19 protein-coding genes are annotated in these 23257 nt (G+C 64.6%); 8 read left to right on the top strand and 11 right to left on the bottom strand.

The annotated features are described in order from the left end of the window. Positions 1-7 precede the first annotated feature (7 nt). A complete protein-coding gene (locus AB6806_RS26530) occupies positions 8-805 on the bottom strand; it encodes an ABC transporter ATP-binding protein (RefSeq protein ID WP_370955999.1) in 798 nt (265 codons plus the stop codon). Continuing rightward, complete coding sequence (locus AB6806_RS26525) at positions 799-1797, bottom strand: ABC transporter permease (protein WP_370955998.1); 999 nt, start codon at positions 1795-1797, stop codon at positions 799-801. The genes AB6806_RS26530 and AB6806_RS26525 overlap by 7 nt, the downstream gene beginning before the upstream one ends. A gap of 337 nt (positions 1798-2134) precedes the next feature. On the opposite strand from AB6806_RS26525, the gene AB6806_RS26520 reads away from it, so the two are divergent. Continuing rightward, positions 2135-2482, top strand: coding sequence for a DUF3088 domain-containing protein (locus AB6806_RS26520; protein WP_370955996.1), 348 nt, complete (start codon positions 2135-2137; stop codon positions 2480-2482). 40 nt (positions 2483-2522) lie between these two features. Here AB6806_RS26520 and AB6806_RS26515 read toward each other — a convergent pair whose 3' ends face one another. After that, complete coding sequence (locus AB6806_RS26515) at positions 2523-3743, bottom strand: acyl-CoA dehydrogenase family protein (RefSeq protein ID WP_370955995.1); 1221 nt, start codon at positions 3741-3743, stop codon at positions 2523-2525. A gap of 46 nt (positions 3744-3789) precedes the next feature. Continuing rightward, on the bottom strand, positions 3790-4767 hold the full coding sequence (locus tag AB6806_RS26510) for an amidohydrolase family protein (protein ID WP_370955993.1): 978 nt from the start codon (positions 4765-4767) through the stop codon (positions 3790-3792). A gap of 511 nt (positions 4768-5278) precedes the next feature. Between AB6806_RS26510 and AB6806_RS26505 the strand changes: the two genes are divergently transcribed. The 7 genes from AB6806_RS26505 to AB6806_RS26475 all read left to right on the top strand — a co-directional run bounded on the left by AB6806_RS26505 (position 5279) and on the right by AB6806_RS26475 (position 13551). Further along, the gene (locus AB6806_RS26505) at positions 5279-6610 is read left to right on the top strand and encodes an LLM class flavin-dependent oxidoreductase (RefSeq protein WP_370955991.1); all 1332 of its coding nucleotides are present in this window, start codon (positions 5279-5281) and stop codon (positions 6608-6610) included. Positions 6611-6657: 47 nt separating this feature from the next. Then, positions 6658-8277, top strand: a complete 1620-nt coding sequence (locus AB6806_RS26500) for an ABC transporter substrate-binding protein (protein ID WP_370955989.1) — start codon at positions 6658-6660, stop codon at positions 8275-8277. 118 nt (positions 8278-8395) lie between these two features. Further along, entirely contained in the window at positions 8396-9607 is a 1212-nt protein-coding gene (locus tag AB6806_RS26495; RefSeq protein WP_370955988.1) for an acyl-CoA dehydrogenase family protein, read from the top strand. A 153-nt stretch (positions 9608-9760) separates the two neighbouring features. Next, positions 9761-10792 carry an ABC transporter substrate-binding protein gene (locus AB6806_RS26490; protein WP_370955986.1) on the top strand — a complete coding sequence of 344 codons (1032 nt, stop codon included), beginning with the start codon at positions 9761-9763 and terminating at the stop codon, positions 10790-10792. A 4-nt stretch (positions 10793-10796) separates the two neighbouring features. Continuing rightward, positions 10797-11693 (top strand): ABC transporter permease, encoded by an 897-nt coding sequence (locus tag AB6806_RS26485; RefSeq protein WP_370955984.1) that lies wholly within the window; start codon positions 10797-10799, stop codon positions 11691-11693. Next, positions 11669-12418 (top strand): ABC transporter ATP-binding protein, encoded by a 750-nt coding sequence (locus AB6806_RS26480; RefSeq protein WP_370955983.1) that lies wholly within the window; start codon positions 11669-11671, stop codon positions 12416-12418. The genes AB6806_RS26485 and AB6806_RS26480 overlap by 25 nt, the downstream gene beginning before the upstream one ends. A gap of 80 nt (positions 12419-12498) precedes the next feature. Beyond that, positions 12499-13551 carry an aldo/keto reductase gene (locus AB6806_RS26475; RefSeq protein WP_370955982.1) on the top strand — a complete coding sequence of 351 codons (1053 nt, stop codon included), beginning with the start codon at positions 12499-12501 and terminating at the stop codon, positions 13549-13551. Between the two features lie 85 nt (positions 13552-13636). Here AB6806_RS26475 and AB6806_RS26470 read toward each other — a convergent pair whose 3' ends face one another. The 7 genes from AB6806_RS26470 to AB6806_RS26440 form a co-directional block, all read right to left on the bottom strand. Then, positions 13637-14983 (bottom strand): LLM class flavin-dependent oxidoreductase, encoded by a 1347-nt coding sequence (locus tag AB6806_RS26470; RefSeq protein ID WP_370955980.1) that lies wholly within the window; start codon positions 14981-14983, stop codon positions 13637-13639. A 322-nt stretch (positions 14984-15305) separates the two neighbouring features. Next, on the bottom strand, positions 15306-16484 hold the full coding sequence (locus tag AB6806_RS26465) for a M20 aminoacylase family protein (RefSeq protein ID WP_370955978.1): 1179 nt from the start codon (positions 16482-16484) through the stop codon (positions 15306-15308). 106 nt (positions 16485-16590) lie between these two features. Further along, positions 16591-17910, bottom strand: a complete 1320-nt coding sequence (locus AB6806_RS26460; RefSeq protein ID WP_370955976.1) for an NtaA/DmoA family FMN-dependent monooxygenase — start codon at positions 17908-17910, stop codon at positions 16591-16593. Between the two features lie 11 nt (positions 17911-17921). Next, a complete protein-coding gene (locus AB6806_RS26455) occupies positions 17922-19583 on the bottom strand; it encodes an ABC transporter ATP-binding protein (RefSeq protein WP_370955974.1) in 1662 nt (553 codons plus the stop codon). Positions 19584-19592: 9 nt separating this feature from the next. Next, a complete protein-coding gene (locus AB6806_RS26450; RefSeq protein ID WP_370955973.1) occupies positions 19593-20435 on the bottom strand; it encodes an ABC transporter permease in 843 nt (280 codons plus the stop codon). Then, positions 20432-21379, bottom strand: a complete 948-nt coding sequence (locus tag AB6806_RS26445; protein WP_370956090.1) for an ABC transporter permease — start codon at positions 21377-21379, stop codon at positions 20432-20434. The genes AB6806_RS26450 and AB6806_RS26445 overlap by 4 nt, the downstream gene beginning before the upstream one ends. A 106-nt stretch (positions 21380-21485) precedes the next feature. Then, positions 21486-23105 (bottom strand): ABC transporter substrate-binding protein, encoded by a 1620-nt coding sequence (locus tag AB6806_RS26440; RefSeq protein ID WP_370955971.1) that lies wholly within the window; start codon positions 23103-23105, stop codon positions 21486-21488. Positions 23106-23257: the final 152 nt, after the last annotated feature.

The raw sequence follows: 23257 nt of genomic DNA, 5'->3' as shown, positions 1-23257 counted from the left end.
AAGGCGCCTACCAGCTGGCATCGAGGCCCAGCAGACGCAGGCTCTCGTGCCGGAGCCCGGAGAGGCGGGGATCACCGCGATGGCGCGGGTAAGGGAGATCGACGGCGAAATCGGCCTTCACGCTCGCCGGCCGGTCACTGAAGATGACCACGCGCGTCGCAAGGAAGAGCGCCTCCTCGACATCATGCGTCACCAGGATCGCCGTGAAACCCTTCCGCTGCCAGAGCGCGACGAGCTCCGACTGCATGGTCAGCCTCGTCAATGAATCGAGCTTGCCCAGCGGCTCGTCCAGGATGAGAATCGACGGGTCGTTGACCAGCGCGCGGGCAAGGGCGACGCGCTGCGCCATGCCGCCCGAGAGCTGGTGCGGATAGGCTTTCGCGAATTGCGACAAGCCGACGAGTTCGAGGGTTTCATCGACCCGCTGGCGCTGGCTTTTGAGGGTGCCCTGCGCCTGCGGCCCCAGCGCCACATTGTCCCAGACCGTGCGCCACGGTAACAGCGTCGGGTCCTGAAAGACCACGACGCGGGAGGGGTGCGGCCCCTTGATGGGCTGGCCATTCTCGCGCAACGCTCCGCGCCGCGGCGGCTCGAGGCCGGCGACCAGACGCAGCAATGTCGACTTCCCGCAGCCGGACGGCCCCAGCAGCGCGACGAACTCGCCGGGAGCGACATCGAGGCTGACATGATTGAGGACCGGCAGGACGGCCCCGTCGAGATCGAAGGCGTGGCTGACGTCGGCGATACCGAGCGACGCTCCGGCATGGGCGACGGGTCCGTCCTCACGCAAGGCGGCGGCTACCATTGGACAAGACCCTTCTGCCAGGAAAGAACGCGGTCGCGCAGGCGAAACAGCAGGGTGATCGACCCCGAGCACAGCAAGGCGAGCACGACGAGCGCCGCATAGACATTGGCGTAGGACGCCCAGCCCTGAGCCCATTGCATGTAGAAGCCGATCCCGGCCTTCACGCCCATGAGCTCGGCGACCATGAGGACCGAGAAGGCGGAACCCAGCGCCATGAACAGCCCGACGAAGACATGCGGCAGGGCGGCAGGGATGGCGACGCGCAACACCAGGAACAGAGGCTTGGCGCCGAGGGTTCGCGCCACATCGTAATAGCGACCGTCGACGCTCGCTATTCCCGACCAGGTCAGCACGGTCACCGGAAAGCCGGTGGCCAGCGCGATCAGGAAGATGCTGGCGCTCCAGCTCGAAGGGAAGGCGAAGAACGCGATCGGCAGCCAGGCGGTCGCCGGCAGCGGGCCGATGAAGCGCAGGACCGGATGCACCCAGTAGCCGGCCCGGCGCGACCAGCCGATGGCGACCCCGGCGAAGAATCCGAACGCGGCCCCGATGGCGAATCCGACGACGAGCAGCCGCAGCGACGCGAACACGCTGTCGCCGAGCTTGGCATAATCTTCGGTGTAGACCTCGAGCAAGGCCTGCGGCGGCGGGAAGAACGGCAGGGGCAACCAGCCGAACTTGGCCGATGCCACTTGCCAAAGCGCCAGGACGATCCCCGACACCGTCAGCCAGGGACCCGCCTCGCGTATCCAGGCTCCCGCGCGCAGCAACCAGCGCCCGGCTACGGCAATCGCCACGAAGCCGGCCCCAAACACGGCTGCAGCGACCGCAAAGCGCTGCGTCTCCAGCCAATCGCCGACATCGGGCCAGATCAGGGCGCCGGCCGCGACAGCGCCCCAGGCGAGCCCGGAGGTCAGCCCATAAAGAGAAACAGGCTCCAGGCGCCGTGATGGACGCTCCGCCTCAAACGCCACTTCGGTCAGGCTTGTCATGGCTTGCCAGCTTGTCCTTCCCGTGGCGTGTGCGGCCATGCGATCGATGACCTTCTGAAAAACTACCAGGCAAACCAAAATAGTCTATAGAAATGATATTCTAATATCGCTCGGGTCGCGCAGTGCCGGGTCTGGCAAAGGCGCGGAAACGAAAATTTTCACTTGCGTGAAGGGGACGCACCCTCGAACCGCCCCTTGGGCATGGTGGGTGATCGGCGCAACCGATCCGCGAAAACCGGGATGTCTTTTGAACGCGAATGAAGGGACGAAATGCGGTTGGCGACCGGCATCCAAAATTATATACTAATCGAGTGTACAATTATTTCGAGGAGTCAGCATGAGCCGTGATCGAATTTTCCTGCTTGAACCGGGTTTCGAGGATCCGAAGCGGCCCGGCGAGGCGTTCTTTTGTCCCTTCAGCAACCAGATCGAAGGGGTGCTGGTGAGCCACCCGAAACTGGCCTCGCGTCTCGAGGTGAGCAAACTTCCGTTTCCGCGGCCGCGTCACCCGGTCGCCGAACTCGTCGGTGAGGATCATCAATCGCTGCCGCTGCTGATCCTGGGTGACGACATCCCGGCGCCGTCCGATGCAGCCACAGCTGCGTCGGGCCTGCGCTTCGTCAACGACACCCGCCGGATTCTCGAGCTCCTCGCCGAGCGCCACGACATTCCCAGGCCGCATTGATACGGGGCGCGCGCCGTAGCCCAGGCTGCGGCGCGGCCGATCACTGAAAAGCCGCCGGCTCCGGATAGAGGCCGGTGAGAAAGGCCTTGCCGACGTTCCGGAGCTTGTACTCCGCGGGATTATGGAGCGTGTGGGTGCGCACATTGCGCCAGAAGCGGTCCAGCCCGAGAGCGCGTGTCGCCGAACGCGCGCCCATCACCTCGAAAATCTTGCTCGTCGCCTCAAGCGCCACATCTCCGGCGAAGACGTTCGCGGCCGCGATGCTGACAGCGGCTTCGCCGCGCTCGGCCTCCGTGAGATCGAAACCGCGCGACCACGCCGCATCGAGCGCCTCGGCTGCCTCGTCCGCGAGCAAAGTCGCCGCCCGGATACGTGCGTACTGCTCGCCATAGACACGTTGCACCCAGGGGTCCTGGACATGGCTCTCGACGCCGGAATGGATCCATGGCCGCGATGTCTCGCGCGTGTACTGACGGGCCGCGAGGAGCGCGCCCTGCGCACTGCCGACGAAGACATTGAGAAGCACGCTCTGTTGAAGCTGGGGCCCCAGCGTTCGCAGCGGCCGTCCGTCATGGCCGGCGTAGTTCAGCACCTCGCTCTCGTGCACGCGCACGCCCCGGTAGGTGACCCGGCCGGAGCCGGTCTGGCGCTGTCCGAAGCCGTCCCAATCGTCCTCCACGGTGAGTCCCTCCCGGCCGGCCGGAATGACGGCGAAGACGCGCTCCCGCGTCAGTTCGTCCTCCCAGGAGATGCTGAGATGATCCGCGATATGGGAGCCTGATGTGAAAGGCTTGAACCCGTCCACGATGGTGTATTCGCCCTCACGCCGGCCGAATAGCGTCTTCGAGAAACTGTTGCCGTTATTGCCCCAGAACCAGTTCCCCGCGGCCGAGCGCGTATAGATATCCGCCGCCTGCTCGGGCGAGCCGCGGAGAAACGCCGCGTGCACCGACAGGAAATGATAGCCGTAGAGATGGCCGACCGAACCATCGGCTTTCGCGAGTTCGCGCGCGATCCGGAGCGCTTTCGACCAATTCTGGCCTTCCCCTCCATGGGGCGCCGGGATCGTCAGATTCAGGAGACCACTGCGCTTCAGAGCTGCGAGCTGCGGCAAAGGCTTCCCTCCGGCCTTGTCGTTCGATACCGCATCGACCGCAAATATCGAGGACAGTTCTGCGACCTTGGCGAGGTAGGGGTCACGCAGGTCGACCGCGAAATGCGAGGGAATCCCATCAAGGCTGCTGGTGACTGCGGCTGTCATCGTCGATCCGTTTCGTGCTGACTCGGGATTGGCTCCGCGCAGATCCTCACGCGGCTGCGATCGTCACGTCGGGAAGCGCAAGGCCGAGGAGACGGGCAGCATTGCCGCCGGCGACGAGAGCCTGCTCGGCCTCGGTCAGTCCCGCCGCCTGGAGCGCCGGAAGCAGTTGATCGGGCGAGATGTCCCGACCGGCGATAGGCCAGTCGCTGCCAGCAACGACGTGGTCCGCCCCCAGCAGTTCCGCGGCGTAGCGGATGAATGCCGGCTGCGCGCCCATGGTATCGACATAGAGATGCTGGCGCGTTCCGTTCCGGGCCTGCTTCAGGAACTGCGGCGCATCGTCGAAGATCGAGATGTAGGTGAGGGCCTGCACGGCCAGCGTCGTCACGACGAGATGAAGTCCCGGCACCGTCTCGAACACACCGGCCTGGATCAGGGAGAGCAGCGAAGCGGCATTCACCGTTCCGCGCGCCAGCCGCACGCCGAGCGAGCCGCCGATGGACTCGGCCTGCTCGCGGAGTTCGGGTGGATTGATCGGGTGCGCGAAGACCGTCAGGCCGCGGCGTGCCGCCTCGATCAGGACCGGCCGCGCGCTTTCGGCATTGAGGAGTTTTCTGTCCCTGGCGCTGTCGATGAAAATGCTGCGGAAGCCGAGTTCGGTCGCCACGCGCTCGACCTCCCGCGCCCCCTCGTCGCCGGCGAAGGCATCGATCGTGGCGTGGGCCGACAACCGCCCCGGATGACGACCGGCAAGATCGGCCAGGTGGTCGTTTATGCGGTGGATGAGTTCCGAGTCCTGATCGCCGCCCGGCGCCACGAAAGGAAGGGGGACGCTCAACACGCGGGTCGCGATACCGGCTCCGCGCAGATCAGACAGGATCGCGTCCGGATCCCCGATTCTTGGCGCGATGCGATCCAGCGGTCGATGCCGCTCCGCTTCGGCCCGCCGCGAGGCGCCGATGATCTGCCGGGGTGGCAGGTAGTGACTGTGAAAATCCACGATCGGCGCGTGACGACTGACCACTCCCCAAACCTCCGGCTGGCTGGCGCCGGACCGACATGGACCAGGCGAGCGCTCAAAAAACTAAGCGAGGATGAGAAGCGGCTCAATATTATATACTAAAAAAGTATACTTTATTTCCTGCGTGGGGCAGCAAGCCGTTTTTGGCGGCGTGCGTCTCATGCCTGAACCCCTGGAACCGGCGGCGATGAACCTCCGTGGGCGGAAACGCAACAAGCCGCCCGGAGGCGACTTTCGCGCATCGCGAGGGATAACGCCCTTTCGCGACGTCCACTCGCTTTCCTCCGCCGAGTCATTCCACCGCTTGGCGACACAGTCCAAGATAACGACCACGTCGCCGCAATCGCGGCGGCGCGCCGACCTTTTCGGCAGGCACCCCGCGACGAGCCCGAGGTGAGACTTGCTCCGGGGACGCTCAAAAACCGTACGTACGCTCCGAAAGGCGACGAATATTAGTATAGTTATTTTATTGACTATTTAATGACAAGCCATAGCCTTCGCTGCGGAGGCAGCCATGACCCAGACCCGACAGCTCCATCTCAACGTCAATATCCTCCATGGCGGCTTTTACGCCTCGGCCTGGCGCGTGCCGCAGGCAGACCCCCGCGCCAGCATCGATATCGGACATTACGTGCGCTCCGCCAGGATCGCCGAGCGCGGCAAACTCGACGCGATGTTCCTGGCGGACCAGCCGGCCCTGGAAGATCGCGCCGAGGAAAAGAGCTTCAATGGATTGGAGCCCTCCATCACGCTCGCGGCAATCGCGACGGCGACCTCTCATCTTGGCCTGATCGCCACGATCTCGACAAGCTACAACGAGCCATACAATATCGCGCGGCGGTTCCAGACACTCGATCTGCTCAGCGGCGGCCGCGTCGGCGTGAACCTGGTCACCACGGCCAACGGCGCCGCCGCCGCCAATTTCGGGCAGACGGTCATGGAGCACGCCCGTCGCTACGCGCGCGGGCAGGAATTCGCGGAAGTCCTGCTCAAGCTCTGGGACAGCTGGGAGGAGGACGCCTTCGTCGGCGACAAGGCGCGCAACACGCTCCTCGACAAGCGCAGGATCCACCGCATCGACCATGAGGGCGCCTTCTTCAAGGTCGCCGGCCCCCTCAACGTGCCGCGCTCGCCCCAGGGACATCCGATCATCGTTCAGGCCGGCGGCTCCGATGACGGGCGCGATTTTGCCGCCCGCTATGCCGACGCCGTCTTCAGCGTCGGCGAGGATCAGGATCTGGCGCTCGCCTATATCGGCGATCTGCGGCGGCGCGCCGTCGCCAACGGGCGCGATCCGCGCTCGATCGTCGCCTTGCCGGGTCTGGGAACCGTCATCGCTTCGACGGAGGCGGAACTGCGCCGCCGCGAAGAGGAACTGGGCTCGCTGATCCCGCTCGATTACGCGGTGCGGCGCATCGGCGGGACCTTCGGGCAGGATCTGTCCCATCTCGATCTCGACGCGCCGTTTCCCGACCTGCCGATCCCCACCAATGGCGGCCACACCTTCGCGCGCGCAACGCTGAACTTCGCAAGGCAGGGCAATCTCACGCTGCGCCAGCTCATCTACAAGCTCGGCGGCGGCATTGGACATCGCGTGCTCGTCGCCACGCCGGAAGCGGCCGCTGACGACATCGAAGCGTGGTTCCTCAGCGGCGCGGCGGACGGTTTCAACCTGATGCCGGACGTCCTGCCGGACGGGTTGGAGATCTTCGTCGATCACGTCGTCCCGATCCTGCAAAAGCGCGGCATCTTCCGGACGGATTATCGCGAGAACACGCTCCGCGAGCGCTTCGGCCTGCCACGCCCGACAAGCCGCTATGCAGAGCTCCCGCGACGCACGGCCTGACGCGCCGCGCCATCCCCCAGATCACCGACAACTCGACGGAATGCCCCATGTCCGCCCATTATCCTTCCCGACGTCAACTTCTCGCCGCCGGTGGCCTGCTGGTCCTCACGCCACAGGGACTCGTTTCGGAGGCCGTCGCGCAGGCCCAGCTGAGCTCGGTACCGAAGCGAGGCGGGGTTCTGACGGCGGTGATAGACCCCGAGCCCACAGCGCTGCTCTCGGCGGTCAATGTTTCCGGACCGACGTCGTTCGTCAGCCCGAAAGTGCATGAGGGACTGCTCGATTATGATTTCGATCTCACGCCGAAGCCACAGCTGGCGACGGCCTGGGACGTCAGTGAGGACGGGTTGACCTACCGCTTCGAGCTCCGCCGGGGCGTCAAATGGCATGACGGCCGCGATTTCACGGCGGAGGATGTCGCCTTCTCTCTGCTGTTTCTGAAGCAGCACCACGCCCATAATCGCAGCACCTTCGCCAATCTCGCCGAGGTGCGGACGCCTGACCCGCACACCGCGATCGTCGTCTTCTCGAAGCCGGCACCCTATTTCCTGACGGCGCTGATCGCCTCGCAGGCGCCGATCATCGCCAAGCATGTCTTCGAGGGCAAGGATCCGGTCTCGAACCCGGCTCACAACGCTCCGATCGGGACGGGACCGTTCGTCTTCAAGGAGTGGCAGCGCGGCAGCCACATTCTCTATGAGCGCAATCCGAACTATTGGGACCAGCCGAAGCCTTATGTCGACAGGCTGATCGTCAGGGTCGTGACGGATCTGGCGGCCCGCGCCGTGGCGCTGGAATCAGGGACCGCCGACATCGCCGGCGACAACCCCGTGCCGCTCGCGGAGGTCGGCCGCTTCGCCGCCATCCCGCAGCTCGGTGTCGAGGAACGCGGTTCCGCCTATTCCGGAGACATCAACCAGCTCGTCTTCAACCTCGATAACCCTTATCTGAAGGATGTCAGGGTTCGTCAGGCGATTGCGCACGCCATCGACAAGAAGGCCTATCTCGACATCGTGTGGTACGGCTACGGCGATATCGCCAACGGCCCGGTCGTGCCGGCGCTCAAGCAGTGGCACGCAACCGATCTACCAGCTTACAAGTTCGATCCCAAGCGCGCCGAGGCCTTGCTCGACGAAGCCGGGCTGAAGCGCGGCGGGGGTGGCGTTCGCTTCAGGCTGACGAACGACTATCTGCCCTATGGCGACAACTTCAAGCGCGGCTCGGAGTTCATCAAGCAGGCGCTCGCGCGCATCGGCATCGAGGTCACCATCCGCGGCCAGGACTTCGCCAGCTATATCCGCCGCGTCTATACCGACCGCGATTTCGACTTCGCCAACGCCTGGCTCGGCAACTATTTCGACCCGACCGTCGGGGTGCAGCGTCTGTTCTGGACCAAGAACATCAAGAAGGGCACGCCGTTCTCGAACGGTGCGAACTACAGCAACCCCGACGTCGACGCGCTCTTCGAGGCCGCAGCCATCGAGCCGGACCTCTCCAAGCGGCAGGAATTGTTCCGCAAGGTGCAGCATCTGCTCGTTCGCGACCTGCCTCATCACGAACTGGTCGCGCAGAAGAACATCACCGTCTTCAACAAGCGGGTGAAGAACCACACCGTTTCAGCCAATGGCCTGAGGGCGAACTTCGCCGACCTCTATCTGGAGGCGTGACCAGCCCGCCCCTGCCCGGCCCGCGGGCCGCGTTCGCCTGTTCTCGATGGTCGGGGACAGTGGCCCCCGGCACGTCTTTCCCGTCGTGAATCGACCCCTCGCTCCCGAAAGCACTCCCTTGCCCCAGCCTCTCGACCTCCCGGCCTCGGCCAGACCGACCGAACTCGCCGCCGTCTTCGACGAGATCGCCTGCAGTTCATCGGACCGCGACGCCCAGCGAGAGCACCCCTACCAGCTGCTCGACAAACTGCGCGCCCTGCGGTTTGGCGCCCTGCGCCTTCCGGTCGAGGCTGGCGGGGCCGGCGCGTCATGGCGACAGGTGCTGGGCGCGCTCCTGCGTCTCGCAGAGGCCGATTCCAATCTCGCGCACATCTTCCGCAACCATTTCTTCGTCACGGAGCGTTTCGTCACGGGGCGTGAGGCCGGTTACAATCCGGCGTGGCGCGCCATCGTGGCAGAAGGAGGCTTGATCGGCCTCGCTACCACGGAGCTCGACCGCAAGCAGACCGGCGGCCGGGGGGACCTGAAGACACGGCTGAGCACCGATGGCGCGGGCTTCCGTCTGGACGGAACGAAATATTACAGCACCGGAACGCTCTATGCCGATCTGACGCTCGTGCGGGCGACATCGCCCGAAGGCGAAGACGTATCGCTCATCATCCCGACCGATCGCGAGGGGATCGAGCGGCTGGACGATTGGGACGGCATCGGACAACGTCTGACCGGCACCGGAACGACCAATTTCCAGAACGTGCGTGTAGAAGCCGACGAGATCCTGCGCGACACGAGCCCTTACGTGAACGCCTTCGCCAGCACGATCGCACAGACGATCGTCACCACCGCCAATACCGGCGTGCTGCATGCCGTGCTGCGGGATGCCAAGGCGCTTCTGCTCGGCCGCAAGCGAAACTTCTACTACGCGCTGACGCCCGTTCCCGCCGAGGATCCTGTGCTGCAGCAGACGATCGGGCGCATCGCGAGCGAAGCTTTCGTCGCCGAACTCGCCATCCTGGCGACCGGTGACGCGATCGATGCCGTCGCCGACCTGCGCGCCATCGATCCGGCCGATGAGAGGCTGATCGAGCTTTCACACCAGGCAGCCCTCGCCGCCGCGAAGACCAAGGTCATCGTCGACGAGTTCGTGCTCCGCTCGGCATCGGCCCTCTTCGATGTCGGCGGCGCCTCGGCCGCCACCCTTCGGCAGAATCTCGACCGCCATTGGCGCAACGCCCGGACGCTCTCCTCGCACAATCCGGCTAGCTACAAGGCGCTGGCTCTCGGTGCGCACGAACTTAGCGGCGCGCCGCTGCCGAACCTGGGGTTCTTCTGACCCGTTCAGGCGAAGGAAGACCTTTCGCCGGGAGGGCGCGCGTAGCCCCGGATCGTCCTCGCATGTCGCGATATTAGAATATAAATTCTATAGACTAATTTCGTCGCGATGCACATGCTCGGGCTCGTCATTTCAGCATACGGAAGCCGAAGCATGGCACTCAACCGAGTCTATCGCGCCGTAGCGGCCGTTCTGGCCGCAATCACCTTCTCTCCGATGGCGAACGCCGCTCCCCTTGCGGACGACGCGCCGATCCCCGAGGCGATCGCGTCGGGAACAAAGCTCGTGATCGGCGACCCGCAGACGCGCGTCGCGCTGACGCTGTCGGGCGAACTCGCAAAGCTGCCATTCAAGGTCGAATGGGCCAACATCTCCGGCGGCCCGCAGACCATCGAGGCTTTTCGGGCGAAGGCGCTCGATGTCGGCTCCGTCGCGGACATCCCGCCCATCCACGCCCGCTGGACCGGGCTCGAGACGCGGATCGTTGCGACGAAATACAGGCTCGACCCGGTCGTCAACCCGATCTACGTCATCGCGACCGCTCCCGGCTCCGGCATCACGAAGCTCGAGGAGATCAAGGGCCGCAAGATCGCCTTCAGCCCCGGTCAGGCCCAGGGCGCGCTCGTCCTGCGCGTGCTCAAGAAGCTCAAGCTCGGGCGCAGCGACGTCGAGCTGATCGAACTGCCGAGCGTCGGCGATACCTATGTCAACGCGCTCGCCAGCAAGCTCGTCGATGTCGCGCCGATCGCCGAGGCGAACAAGCAGCGCTTCGCCCAGAACTACGAGCGCGACGGCGCGAAGGTTCTGCCCCACGGATTGCGCGACGATCCGTCCTTCCTCTACGTGGCGAAAAGCTCGCTGGAAGATGCCGACAAGGCAGCCGCGATCCGCGCTTATGTCGCGGCCTGGGGCCGCGCGACGAAATGGATCGAGACCCATCCGGAAGAGTGGATCAAGGGCTACTACGTCAAGGATCAGGGCCTCAAGGAGGATGCAGGTCGCTTCCTTGTCCAGTCGAACGGCCGTCCCGATGTCCCGCTCGACTGGGTCGCCGCCTCGGAACGCCTGCAGGAAACCGTCGACCTGCTTGCGGAGGAGTTGAAAAAGCCGCCGTTCAAGGCCGGAACGCTATTCGACCCCCGGTTCGAAACGGTCGCGGGCAAAGCTTATCGCGACGGGGAGTAGCACGATGGCGGACCTCTCGATCGAAGGCAGCGTTCTGCGCCAAGCCCGCCCGCGCCCTCTGCTGTTCCGCATTCTCGGTCGATCGGCCGGTGCCGGTGCCGCGGAGCCTGGCTTCGCCAGGCGGAAGCGCAAGCTCGGCCCGGGACCGGTCTGGCGCTTCGGTCCCGCACTCGGACCCGTCTTGCTATTGGTCCTCTGGAGCGTCGGGAGTGCCACGGGTACGATCGACGACCGCATCCTCTCGCCGCCCTGGACGGTCGTGACGACAGGTTACGAACTCATTGGAGACGGGCGGTTGCAGGAGAACCTCTGGACGTCGTTCCAGCGGTCATTCTGGGGACTTTTCTGGGGCATCGTCGCCGGCGCCTCGCTCGGTATCGTCGCCGGGTTGAGCCGCATCGGCGAATACCTCGTCGACGGACCGATCCAGATCAAGCGCGCCATTCCGGCACTGGCGCTGATCCCGCTGCTGATGCTCTGGTTCGGCATCGGCGAGCCGATGAAGATCCTGACGATCGCGCTGATCACCTTCGCGCCGATCTACATCCAGACCCATGACGGGCTGCGTTCGACCGATTCACGCTATATCGAGCTGGCGGAGACGCTGGACCTCAGCAACTGGCAATTCCTGCGCCATGTCGTGCTGCCCGCCGCCCTGCCGGGCTTCCTGCTCGGGCTCCGCTTTGGCGTCACCTATTCCTGGCTCGCGCTCGTCGTCGTCGAGCAGGTCAATGCCACGAGCGGCCTCGGCTACATGATCAACCTCGCGCGCACCTACGGGCAGACTGAGGTCATCATCCTGTGCCTTGCCGTCTACGCGGCCCTCGGGCTGAGCTCCGATTGGCTCGTACGCCTCATCACGCGAAAGGCCCTGCCGTGGCGCAAGATTCTCGCGGACTGATCGCCCGGCCCGCCGTCGAGGCGCGGGGCCTGACACGCCGCTACGGCCCGCGCACCATCCTCGACCGCGTCGACCTGACCATCGGTCGCGGCGAATTCGTCGCCCTTCTCGGGCGCTCCGGCTCGGGCAAGAGCACGTTCCTGCGCGCGCTCGCCGGTCTCGACCACGGCGTGCCGGGCGAAGGCAGCTACGACACGCCGGACGCCGTCTCCGTCGTCTTCCAGGATGCGCGGCTGCTGCCCTGGAAACGTGTCGTGGACAATGTCGAGCTCGGCCTGAAGGGCGAGCAGCCGCGTAAGCGCGCGCTCGATGCGCTCGCGGAGGTCGGGCTGACCCAGCGGGTCGAGGCCTGGCCCACCCAGCTCTCCGGCGGCGAGCAGCAACGCGCGGCGCTGGCGCGCTCGCTGGTGCGCTCGCCGGATCTGCTGCTGCTCGATGAGCCCTTCGGCGCGCTCGACGCGCTGACGCGGCTGCGCATGCAGGCCCTGCTGCTCGATCTCGTCGCGCGACACCGTCCGGCCGTGCTCCTCGTCACGCACGATGTCGACGAGGCCATCCATCTCGCACAGCGGGTGCTTGTCCTGGATCAGGGCCGCTTCATCGTCGATCTGCAAATCGAATTCCCGAAGGACCATGCGGCGCGGGAGATGCGCTTCGCGGAGATCCGCGCTGAACTGCTGCGGAGCCTGGGCGTCACCGATGCCGATCTGCGCCGGGTCGCCTGACGACTAGCACCTCCCCCTTTTCCTTTTCCGTCAGAAACCAAGGCCTAACGGGCCGTTCCCCACCCACGGATGATGTCGACATGCCTGAATATCGCCCCCTCGGACGCACCGGTCTGAGCGTCTCATCGATCGCGCTCGGGACCATGACCTGGGGACAGCAGAACACCGAAGCCGAGGGCCACGCACAGCTCGACCATGCCTTCGATGCCGGGATCAACTTCATCGACACGGCCGAGAGCTATTCGATACCGCCGCGCGCGGAAACCCAGGGATCGACCGAGCGCATCATCGGCTCCTGGCTGCGCTCGCGCGGCAGGCGCGACAGGATCATCCTCGCCTCCAAGGTCGCCGGCCCAAGCGATCGTAACTATCTGCGCAAGGACGGCAGCTCGCCGCGCCTGAACGCCGCCCATATCAACGAGGCTCTGGACGCTTCGCTCAAACGTCTCCAGACGGACTATCTCGATCTCTACCAGTTGCACTGGCCGCATCGGACAGTACCGCTTTTCGGCAACGGCTCCCATGCACCGAACCGCGGCGGCGACGGCTCGGAAGTACCGATCGAGGAGACGCTGGAAGCGCTCGACGGGATCGTCAGCTCGGGCAAGGTCCGGCATATCGGTCTCTCCAACGAGACCGCCTGGGGCCTGTCGCGGTTCCTGCATCTGTCCGAGACGCGCGGATGGCCGCGCGTCGCCAGCGTGCAGAACGCCTACAACCTGCTGAACAGGACCTATGAGACCGGCCTGGCGGAATTCCATGAGCGGGAGCAGGTTGGGCTGCTCGCCTATTCCCCGCTCGCGCAGGGCTTTCTCACCGGCAAGTACCAGCGGGGAGCCCGCCCGCCAGGGGCGCGGACGACGCTGTTCGAACGCGGGCAGCGCTACCAGAAGCCCGGAACGGAATCGGCGATCGATGCCTACCTGGCGATCGCTGCCGATTTCGATCTCGATCCGGCGCAACTCGCCATCGCCTATGTCACGAGCCGTCCTTTCGTGACGTCGACGATCATCGGGGCCACCAGCCTCGAACAGCTCGATTCCGATCTCGCGACAGCCGATGTCGCGATCACGCCGGAGATCGAGGCGCGCATCGATGCCGCCCATCAGTTGCACGGCAACCCCGCGCCCTGACAGGGCCCTACAGGTCCAGGCCCCAAAACAGAAAGGCCCGGATGCACGCGCATCCGGGCCTTTTTCATCGCCTCGCCGGGGCGGCTCAAGCGCTCTGGCGCTGCTCCGCTGCGAAAATGCTCTCCGGACGCGGCAGGCCGTAGTGCTCGCGTAGCGTCGAGCCGGTATAATCATGCCGGAAGAGGCCGCGTTTGCGCAGGATCGGCACCACCTCGGCGACGAAGGTATCGAATCCTCCGGTGAGATAGGGCGGCATCACATTGAAGCCATCCGCGGCGCCCTGCTCGAACCATGTCTGTATCTCGTCGGCAACATGGTCCGGCGTCCCGACCACGACGCGATGCCCGCGCGCGCCGGCGAGGCGGCGGATCAGCTGGCGAATGGTCGGGTTCTCGCGGTCGACGATGTCGACGATGAGCTGGAAACGGCTTGCCACGCCCTTCGGCCCGTTCGTGTCGACGAGATGCCGCGGGAACGGGCCGTCGAGATCGAAGCCGGTCAGGTCGAGGCCGACCATACGCTTGAGCTGCTCGAGCGACGCCGCAGGCTGGATGAGTTCGTTGATCTCCTCCTCCAGCCGCTCGGCTTCCGCCTGGGTCGAGCCCAGGAAGGGGCTGATGCCCGGCAGGACCCGGATATGCTCCGGCCGGCGCCCCAGCGCGGTCGCGCGCGTCTTGATGTCCCGGTAGAATTCCTGCGCGCTCGGCAGCGTCTGGTGCGCGGTGAAGATTGCCTCGGCGAACTGGGCCGCAAAGGAACGGCCGTCCTCCGAGGATCCCGCCTGCACATAGACCGGCCGGCCCTGGGGAGACCGCGCGACGTTGAGCGGCCCCCGCACTCGGTAATGCCGGCCGACGTGATCGATGCGATGGACCTTGCTCCCATCCGCGAAAACCCCGCTTTCGGGATCGGCGACGAAAGCATCGTCCTCCCAGCTATCCCAGAGCTTGCTGACGACATCGAGGAACTCGCGCGCCTTCTCGTACCGCTCGCCATGTGGCGGATGTTCGGGCAAGCCGAAATTCTGCGCAGCGCCGGCATCACTGGTCGTGACGATGTTCCAGCCGGCACGTCCGTTCGACAGATGATCGAGCGAGGCGAAAAGCCGGGCGAGGTTGTAGGGCTCGTTATAGGTCGTCGAAGAGGTCGCGATCAGCCCGATCCTCTCGGTCACGGCTGCGATGGCCGAGAGCCATGTCAGGGGCTCGAAGCGCACGCGCGACGAGTACCGCACGTTCTCTGGCAGAGAGGGACCGTCGGCAAAGAAGATCGCATCGAATTTGGCGGCCTCTGCCCGGCGCGCGAGCTCCTGGTAATAGGTGATGTCGAGCACCCGCTTCGGCTCGGAAGCGGGATAGCGCCAGGCCGCCTCATGATGGCCGCCGGGATAGATGAAAAGATTCAGCGTCAGCTGGCGGGCGTTGGCGGACATCGCGGACCTCGCTCGTAAAGCCTGCACCCGGCATCCGCCGCGATGCAATTATTGCTCGTGACGATGCCGCCCGAGAAGCCCAAGGGTCAAGAGAATGAGCTTTCAAAAAACGTATTGAATCAAAATAATTTTACCAAATCTGCTAGTACAAAGCGATATTCTAAATAATATCTTGAACAAAGACAAAAATATACTTCTCTACAGCAACAAATAGAATCTATTATCGGCGCCTCACCTCATGGCCCTGGAATTGTCTCGCTCTCTCGCCACGATTTGCTCGGGCTTCGTCTTCGAGCTTTGACCGGCAGGTGCAAAATCGGGTTCACACGAGAAACGCTCGGGCGAGACGAACCCAGAGGCTCGCCGCCGGCGCGATGATGGCGTCGTTGAAGTCGTAATCCGGGCTATGCAAGGGCGGCCCGTCGCCATTGCCGACGAAGACGAAGCTGCCCGGAACAGCCTGCAAATAATACGCAAAATCCTCGCTCGCCGTGCGCGGGCGAAAATCGGCTTCGATCCTGTCGACACCAAAGGCGGCGGTTGCCACGTCGCGAACCAATTCCGTCTCGGCAACATGGTTCAGCAGCGGAGGCAACCCGCGCCGATAGCTCACCTCGGCTTGGGCACCATAGCCCGCGGAGACGGTGCCGGCGATCGCCCTCACCCGCTCTTCCAGCCTGTCCCTCACAGCGGCATCGAAGCTGCGGATGGTCAGCTTGAGGTCGACATGGCCGGGAATGACATTCGACGCTTCGCCGCCATGGATCGAACCGACGCTGACGACGGCGGCATCGCGGGGGTCGATGTTGCGAGCAACGATGCTCTGGAGCGCGAGGACCGTGGCCGAGGCTGCGAGGATCGGATCGACCGTCTCATGCGGCGCGGCACCATGCCCGCCTTTGCCGACGATGCGGATTTCGGCCTTGTCGACGGAGGCCATCGCCGGCCCGGCGACGAAGCCGAACTGGCCGAGCGGCACGCCCGGCCAGTTGTGAAGCCCAAAGACGGCGTCGCAAGGAAAGCTGTCGAACAGCCCCTCCGACAAAAGCCGGCGGGCTCCCGCCCCAACCTCCTCGGCGGGTTGAAAGAGCAGCGTCAATGTCCCGGAGAAGTCCGTTCGGGCGAGCCGCCACGCCGCCGCCAGCAGGATCGCGGTATGTCCATCGTGCCCGCAGGCATGCATGACGCCCTTGCTCGCACTGGCATACTCCAGATCGGTTGCTTCCTCGATCGGCAAGGCGTCCATGTCCGCCCTCAGCCCAAGGCGCTTGGTCCCGGCGCCCTTCCGAAGAACGCCGACGACACCGGTTCCCGCCACACCGGTTGTCACATCGTAGCCATAGCGCGCCAATTGCTCCGCAACGACGGCGCTGGTTCGCCTCTCCTCGAAAGCGAGCTCCGGATGGCGATGCAAATCCCGCCGGATTGCCACGAACTGATCCAGCGCTCCGACGATCTCGGAATCGACCCCAGGCGCAAGGTTGGTCGGATGTACTGTCATGTCGCGTTTCCACATCTCAGAGAAAACATGCCGCACCAGGCCACCGACCTCGCGCCCGGCTGCGGCAAAGCAACAAGCCACACGGATGCGCAGCCGGAGGGAAGCATCAAGCGCTCCGGCGTCTCGCAAGAGGATCGGGTCCGAACACGGCCTGCCTGAACGTGTCGCCTCGATCAGAGCGCACAAGACCTTTCCGGCGCAGAATCGGCAGGATCTCTTCCGACACGCCGGCAAAAGAATTGCCGCCCTTCACCACGAACCCATCACAGGCCTTGCGCTCGAACCACAGAGCGACCTCGTCGGCGATGGTCTGCGGGGTGCCGATCAGTGTCAGATGGCCGAATTCGTAGATTCCCGACAGAACCTGACGAAGCGTGGCTCCCGGCCGCGCAAAGTAACTACGGAGGAGCAAGCCGCGGCTGCGGCGCCGCTCGACCCGATTCAACTCCTCCTCGCTGGGTATCGCACTGGCGGGGATGACTTCATCGAGACCGAGTTCGCTCAGTTTGAACAGGGGCGCCTCGCGCACGATTTTGTCCCGATACTTCAGCAGGTTCTTTTCGGTGAACTGGCTGTGGTAGATCTCGTTGGCACGCTGCGGGGTCGATGCGACGAAAATGTTCAGGCCGGGCAGCGCCTTCAGCGAATCCTCGTCCCTGCCATGGGCTGCGGCGCGCCGCTTCAGTTCCCGGTGAAAGGCCGCCCCGGCCTCGATATCGGGCGTCGCGGCAAATACGATTTCGGCGTGGCGCGCGGCGAAGTCCAGCCCCTCGTCGGAGGCTCCCGCTTGCACGATGACCGGACGTCCTTGCGGCCCTGGCGGAATGTCCAAAGCCTGCTTGACCCGGAAGTAATCCCCGGCGAAGTCGGTATCGGTGATCAGATCGCCGCTGAAGCGGTGCCCTTCGGCCGAATGAGAGACCGCGCCGGGACGCCAGCCGTCCCACAGCTTGTAGACGACGCGCATATATTCATCCGCCTTGCGATAGCGCTCGGCCAGCGGCAGCAATCTGCCGTCGCCAAAATTCTCCTCACCATAATAGGAGGTCACGACGTTCCAGCCCGCCCGGCCGCCCGACAGATTGTCGAGGGAGGTGAAATAGCGCGCGACGTTGTAGGGCTCGGTATAGGAGGTCGACTCCGTCACGATCAGGCCGACCCGCTCGGTATGCTGCGAAAGCGCCGCCAGCAGCGTCAGAGGCTCGAAGCCCGCCCGCGGGCGGACATCCGATTTCAGCGTGTCCAAACCGAGGAAGTCGGGCTTGAAGATCGCATCGAAACCAGCATTTTCGGCAAGCTTTGCATGCGCGACGAAGTTCTGGATCGTGAAACGGGCCGGATCTCGCTGCTTGTCAGCGTCACCCTGGTAGAAGGCGTTCGGGTCGGCAAAGGCGACAAGGGTCAAACGATCGCGGCTTGCAGGCATGGATCACGTCCTTAGGTGAAAGCGGGGTCGGCCGGCGCAGCCGCTTGCGCGGGATCGCGAGGCGGCGAGCCTGGAGATGGGACCGAGGCCAGAAGGGTCTTGGTGTAGGCGTCCTGAGGCGCCGCGAAGATCGCATCGACAGGGCCCTGCTCGACAATGCGCCCGTTCTTCAGCACCGAGACGGTGTCCGCGACCTGGCGAACCAGAGAGAGGTCATGCGAGACGAAGAGATAAGTCAGGCCGAACCGTTCCTGCAGCGCGAACAACGCCTCGATGATGCCGGCCTGCACGGTTACGTCCAAAGCCGAAGTCGGCTCGTCCAGAACCAAGACGCTCGGGCGCAATGCCAGCGCCCGCGCGATGGCGACGCGTTGACGTTGCCCTCCCGACAGTGCCGAAGGCCGCCTATCGAGGAGTTCGGGCTTCAGGCCAACCGCGTCGAGTGTCTCCTGAACGCGCCGATCCCGGTCTTCCCGGGAGCCGATCGCATAGCGATCCAGCGGCTCGCGCACGATCGACCGCACGCGCCAGCTTGGATCGAGAGAGGTGAACGGGTTTTGGTAGACAAGTTGCAGCCCTCGCCGCAGCTCGCGCAATGCGAGGCCCGAACGGTTATGAACCCCTGCGCCGGCCACCGAAATATGGCCGCTATCCGGCGTCTCGAGGCCAAGCAGCATCCGCGCGAGCGTCGTCTTGCCTGACCCCGATTCTCCCACCAGGGCATGCGTGCTTCTGGTGCCGACCGAAAAGGAGACGTTGTCGACCGCGCGGATCGTTCGGCTACCGGCATCGAAATCCTTCGATACCGCCTCGACCTTGATTTGGACATCGTCGCCGCCCTGCTCGAGGGCCGCCGCGCGGCTCGCTGTCCGAAAGCGATGCGGATTCAGCGCAGGAACATCGGACTGGAGCTTGCGCGCATAGGCCGAGGACGGCCGGAAGATGATTTGCTCCGCAGGACCCGCCTCCTGAATCTCGCCGTTGCGGAGAACAACGACGTCCTCGGCGCGCTCGGCCGCGATCGCGAGGTCATGCGTGATCAGCAGCAGGCTGAGATCGAGCGTTTCCCGCAGGCCGGACAGCAGGTCCAGAATGCGCTTCTGGATGGTCACGTCGAGCGCCGAGGTCGGCTCGTCGGCAACGATCAGAGCCGGCTTCGGCAAAACCGCGAGGCCGATCAGCACGCGTTGCAGCATGCCGCCCGAAAGCTGATGTGGATATGCGTGGTAGATCCGCTCCGGCTCGGTCAGCCCGACCAGCTCCAGCGCGTCCAGAATCGCAGCCCGCTCGGCACGGCCGTCGCTCAGATCGAGCAGGCGGGCGGCTTCGTGCGCATGGGCCCCGATGGTCCGCACCGGGTTGAGCGCGTTCTGCGGGTCCTGCGGCACGAACCCGATCTGCCGGCCGCGCAGGGCACGGAAGGCGCCTGCGCTCAGCGATGTCAGTTGATGCGCCTCGAAACCGATCGTTCCAGCGATCCCGGCGCCTTCAGGCAAGAGGCCGAGCACCGCCTTGGCGATGGTCGACTTGCCCGATCCGGATTCACCGATGAGCGCGAGCGCCCGCCCCCGTTTCAGCCCGAAAGTCGCATGTCTCACGACCGTCTGGCGGCCATAGGCCACGGACAGGTTCCTGACCGTGAGCAGCGCGTCTTGTCGATGCGGGTCCGACATGGCCGTGCCTCAGCTGGTCTGGCGCAGCCAGCGGCTGATCCGATTGATGGCAAGGACGGTGCCGACGATCACGAGCGTCGGCGCAAACACCAGCCAGGGCGAGCTGGGATAATCCTTGCCGCCGGCGACCAACACACCCCAGTCGGCGGCGGGCGGCGGATCGCCGTAGCCGAGGAAGGCGAGCCCTGCGATGACCAGGATCGAATGGCCGAACTGCAGAACGGCGAGCGCCAGGATCGACCGATAGGCATTCGGCAGCACATGCCGCAGCAGGATATGCCAGCGCGATCCGCCCAACAGCCCGGAGGCCTCGACGAACACGGAGGTGCCGGTCCGCAAGGTTTCGGAGCGCATCAACCTGGCAAAGACCGCGACGGAGGATATGCCGGTCGCGATCGCGACATTGACGGTCTGGAACCCGAAGGAGCTGACGATCACCACGGCCAGCAGGAAATTGGGGATCGCCAGCAGGACGTCGATGAAACGCGCGATGACGATGTCGGTCCAGCCGCCGAGAAAGCCGCTGAGAAGGCCCAGCAATCCGCCCACCGCGAGCCCGATCCCGACCGCGATGGCAGCGCTGGTCACCGACGACCACGCGCCGTAGACGACCCGCGCGAACATGTCCCGCCCCAGGTAGTCCGTGCCGAACCAATGCGCCACGCTCGGGCCCAGCAGCTTCTGGGACGTTTCCCCGACATAGGGATCGTAACCGGTGAAGAGGCCCGGCAGCAGCGACCATGCGACAACCGTTGCGATCACCGCGAAGGCCAGGATGATGGAACCGGGGATCTTGGCGGAACGCGCAACCCTCCCGGCGGCTTCGTCCTGCTCGAAAACATGGAACGTCATCGCTGGCTGCCGGTAACGGCGGCGGCGTCCGCCTTGGAACCTCGCTTGCGCAACCGCGGATCGAGCAGCGGATAGACGAGATCCGCCACGAGGTTGACCGCCACGAACACGACCGCGGCGAGGGAGACGACAGCCTGGATGACTGGGTAGTCCTGGGTCGCGACGGCGCCCTGCACGAGCGAGCCGATCCCGGAGCGGCCGAAGACGGCCTCCGTTATGAGCGATCCGCCCAGCAGCTCTCCGATCGCCAAAGCAATCATCGTCACGACAGGAAGCGACGAGGGACGGAACTGATGGCGGGTGAACAGCTCGACGCGGGTTAGGCCGCGCGATTGCGCGACGAAGAAGTAATCCTGCTTGGCTTCGTGGTCGAGGTTAGCGATCAGCACTTCCGCGATCTGCGCCGAGACCGGAACGCCAAGCGCGAGGGCAGCGAAGGCCGTCGCGGCCAGGCTGTTGGCATCGGTGATGCGGAAAAGCCCGAATTGAAAGGCGAAGACCTGGATCAGGAAGATGCCGATGATGAATCCGGGTATCGACAGCGAAGCAGCGGGCAGGAGCCTGACCAGCCCCTGACCATATTTAGGAGGCAGGTTCTGGGACGCGAAGGCGATGGCGAAGGCCAGGACAAGGGCGACCGCCAGCGCGGCCGAGGCCAGCAGCAATGTCGACGGCAGGGCTGCCGAGACAAGATCGGAAACCGGCAGGTTGGAGCGTAGCGAGATGCCGAGGTCGCCTACGACAAAACGGGACAGCGCACGCCAAAGCTGCTCAAGCACGGGCTTGTCGAGACCATAATACGCGATAATCGGAGCGACATCCTCTGGAGAGAACCCGTTTTCCGGGTCCAGCAGCATGTTCGAGATCGGGTCGCCCGGCAGCACGTTGATGATCAGGAAGGTCAGGCTGTAGGCCAGTGCGATCACCACCAGAGCCTGCAGCAGCCGCCGCCACGCATAGCCCCAATGCTGCGCGGTTCCGGCGCCGGTGTTTCGCCATTTGGCCCACCGTCGCCCGAGGGCGAGCAGGCTCGCACCTGCCCGCCCGGGGTCACCGCTCAAGCCAGGCTCCATGATAAAGCGGATAGGCGGCCCCAGTGTAGGCGTCGCCCTGCAGTTTCGGGGATTGCACGAAAAGGCGCTGGACGAGCTGTGTCGTCGGGATGAACAGGCCCTGCTCGAGCACATAGCGCTGGACGTCATGGAGGATCTTGGCGCGAGCACTCCGGTCGGTTGCGTCGTCGACAGCCTTGGCAAAGGCGTTCAAGGTTTCGTTCGACTGGTCGTATTTGAACCAGTTGTCGCCCTTGTGCAGGTCGGTTAGCACGCGCCCCACCACGCCGGCATCGAGGAAGCTGCGGCTGACCTCCCGCAACGGCACCGTATCGTTGTTCCGCACCCTGGCGTTGAAGGTCGCGATGTCGACCACCTGAAGCGTGACGGCGATCCCGATCTTGCGGAGCTGCTGGACGATGAGCTCGTCGACTTGCTTGGAGGTGCTGACCCAGGGGCTGGCGTAGAGATTGAAGCGCAGCTTGGCCCCGTCCTTGGTCCGCACGCCGTCATCGCCGAGCATCCAGCCGGCCTCGTCGAGAAGGCGCCTGGACTTGTCCGGGTCGTAGGCGAGGAGATCGCTGAAATCTCCAACCTCCGGCACGTTCGATTCGATGAAGCTCTTCGCGGGCTTCCAGTCCCTGGTGAAGACCGTGTCCAGGATTTCCTTCCGGTCGATGCCGTGCTGGATCGCCTGGCGCACCGCGGCTTCGGCAAAGTGCTGCGCCTTGGTGTTCACGCTGAAGCCGCTGACGAAGCCGAGGCTCGGCGGAACGACGACCTTCAAACCCTTGGCCCGCAAGGCCTCGAGCTCCTGCGGCGGAATGTTCAGAACCACATCCGCCTGCCCGGCGCTCAGAGCTGATCCGCGCAGCGCCGCATCCTTCACGACCTTGAACGTGATCTTGTCGAGGCTGGCGGGACCCGAATGGCCGATTGCCGCGGGCCCCCAATTGTAGTCGGGGCGCTTGCGCAGCACGACATTGTCGCCCTCTCGCCACGACTCGACGACGAAGGGTCCGCTGCCGATCTGCTTCGCAAGATCACCAAGTTCGTTGGGCTTGAGATTGAGGCTCGCGACCGACCGCAGAAGCGTCTTGTGATAGCCGAGCGTCGGCAGGAAGCTCAGGGTCGGCGCCGAGAACGTGACGCGGACGGTGTGATCGTCGACGGCTTCCGCGCGCTCATACGTTGCCGAGGGAAACAGCCCCAGACGGCCGATGCCGCGGGCGGTGTCGCCTTTCGCCCAGATGTCGATGTTGGCAGCCACGGCTGACGCATCGAGAGGGCTTCCGTCCGAAAACGTGACGCCCTTCTTCAGATGCAGAATGAACTCGGACTCATCCTTGTTGGCCTCCCATCGCTCGGCGATCCAAGGAGTCGGCCGGCCATTTTCATCGACATGCAACAGCTTGTCGGCGATCTGTCCCCAGACTTGGCCGGTGTAATTGTCGACTTTCTCGTTTAAGCTCCAACCGCTGTCGAGACTGCCGAGGAGAAACGTGATCTCCCCGCCGTTGCGTCTCGCCGGGGCCGCCGCCCACGTGACTGACGGGCCGGCAACGGCGACAAGCGAGGTCGTCGTTGCAAGAGCGAAAAAGTGCCGGCGCGACAGCATCTGGGAACCTCAATCAATAAATCTTCTATACGTTTTATCGAACGTATCGTTCTGTCAATGAAACGAAACCGCGTTGTCGTCGCCGATAACGGGATGAATCTGGGCCTGTTCGGTGGATATGGAGAACAATCGTTTCGCCCATGCCGTGCCCA

It is taken from the genome of Allobosea sp. RCC_152_1 (assembly GCF_041360765.1).
Taxonomy (GTDB): Bacteria; Pseudomonadota; Alphaproteobacteria; order Rhizobiales; family Beijerinckiaceae; genus Allobosea; species Allobosea spartocytisi.
This window is presented reverse-complemented; position numbering and strand designations above follow the sequence as displayed.

Bases quoted from the DNA above. Each gene is read 5' to 3' on its own strand.
- AB6806_RS26515 (WP_370955995.1), bottom strand. From the start codon at position 3,743: ATGACAGCCGCAGTCACCAGCAGCCTTGATGGGATTCCCTCGCATTTC.
- AB6806_RS26455 (WP_370955974.1), bottom strand. From the start codon at position 19,583: ATGTCGGACCCGCATCGACAAGACGCGCTGCTCACGGTCAGGAACCTG.
- AB6806_RS26465 (WP_370955978.1), bottom strand. From the start codon at position 16,484: ATGACAGTACATCCGACCAACCTTGCGCCTGGGGTCGATTCCGAGATC.
- AB6806_RS26500 (WP_370955989.1), top strand. From the start codon at position 6,658: ATGTCCGCCCATTATCCTTCCCGACGTCAACTTCTCGCCGCCGGTGGC.
- AB6806_RS26490 (WP_370955986.1), top strand. From the start codon at position 9,761: ATGGCACTCAACCGAGTCTATCGCGCCGTAGCGGCCGTTCTGGCCGCA.
- AB6806_RS26485 (WP_370955984.1), top strand. From the start codon at position 10,797: ATGGCGGACCTCTCGATCGAAGGCAGCGTTCTGCGCCAAGCCCGCCCG.
- AB6806_RS26525 (WP_370955998.1), bottom strand. From the start codon at position 1,797: ATGACAAGCCTGACCGAAGTGGCGTTTGAGGCGGAGCGTCCATCACGG.
- AB6806_RS26470 (WP_370955980.1), bottom strand. From the start codon at position 14,983: ATGTCCGCCAACGCCCGCCAGCTGACGCTGAATCTTTTCATCTATCCC.
- AB6806_RS26450 (WP_370955973.1), bottom strand. From the start codon at position 20,435: ATGACGTTCCATGTTTTCGAGCAGGACGAAGCCGCCGGGAGGGTTGCG.
- AB6806_RS26475 (WP_370955982.1), top strand. From the start codon at position 12,499: ATGCCTGAATATCGCCCCCTCGGACGCACCGGTCTGAGCGTCTCATCG.
- AB6806_RS26505 (WP_370955991.1), top strand. From the start codon at position 5,279: ATGACCCAGACCCGACAGCTCCATCTCAACGTCAATATCCTCCATGGC.
- AB6806_RS26460 (WP_370955976.1), bottom strand. From the start codon at position 17,910: ATGCCTGCAAGCCGCGATCGTTTGACCCTTGTCGCCTTTGCCGACCCG.
- AB6806_RS26440 (WP_370955971.1), bottom strand. From the start codon at position 23,105: ATGCTGTCGCGCCGGCACTTTTTCGCTCTTGCAACGACGACCTCGCTT.
- AB6806_RS26520 (WP_370955996.1), top strand. From the start codon at position 2,135: ATGAGCCGTGATCGAATTTTCCTGCTTGAACCGGGTTTCGAGGATCCG.
- AB6806_RS26530 (WP_370955999.1), bottom strand. From the start codon at position 805: ATGGTAGCCGCCGCCTTGCGTGAGGACGGACCCGTCGCCCATGCCGGA.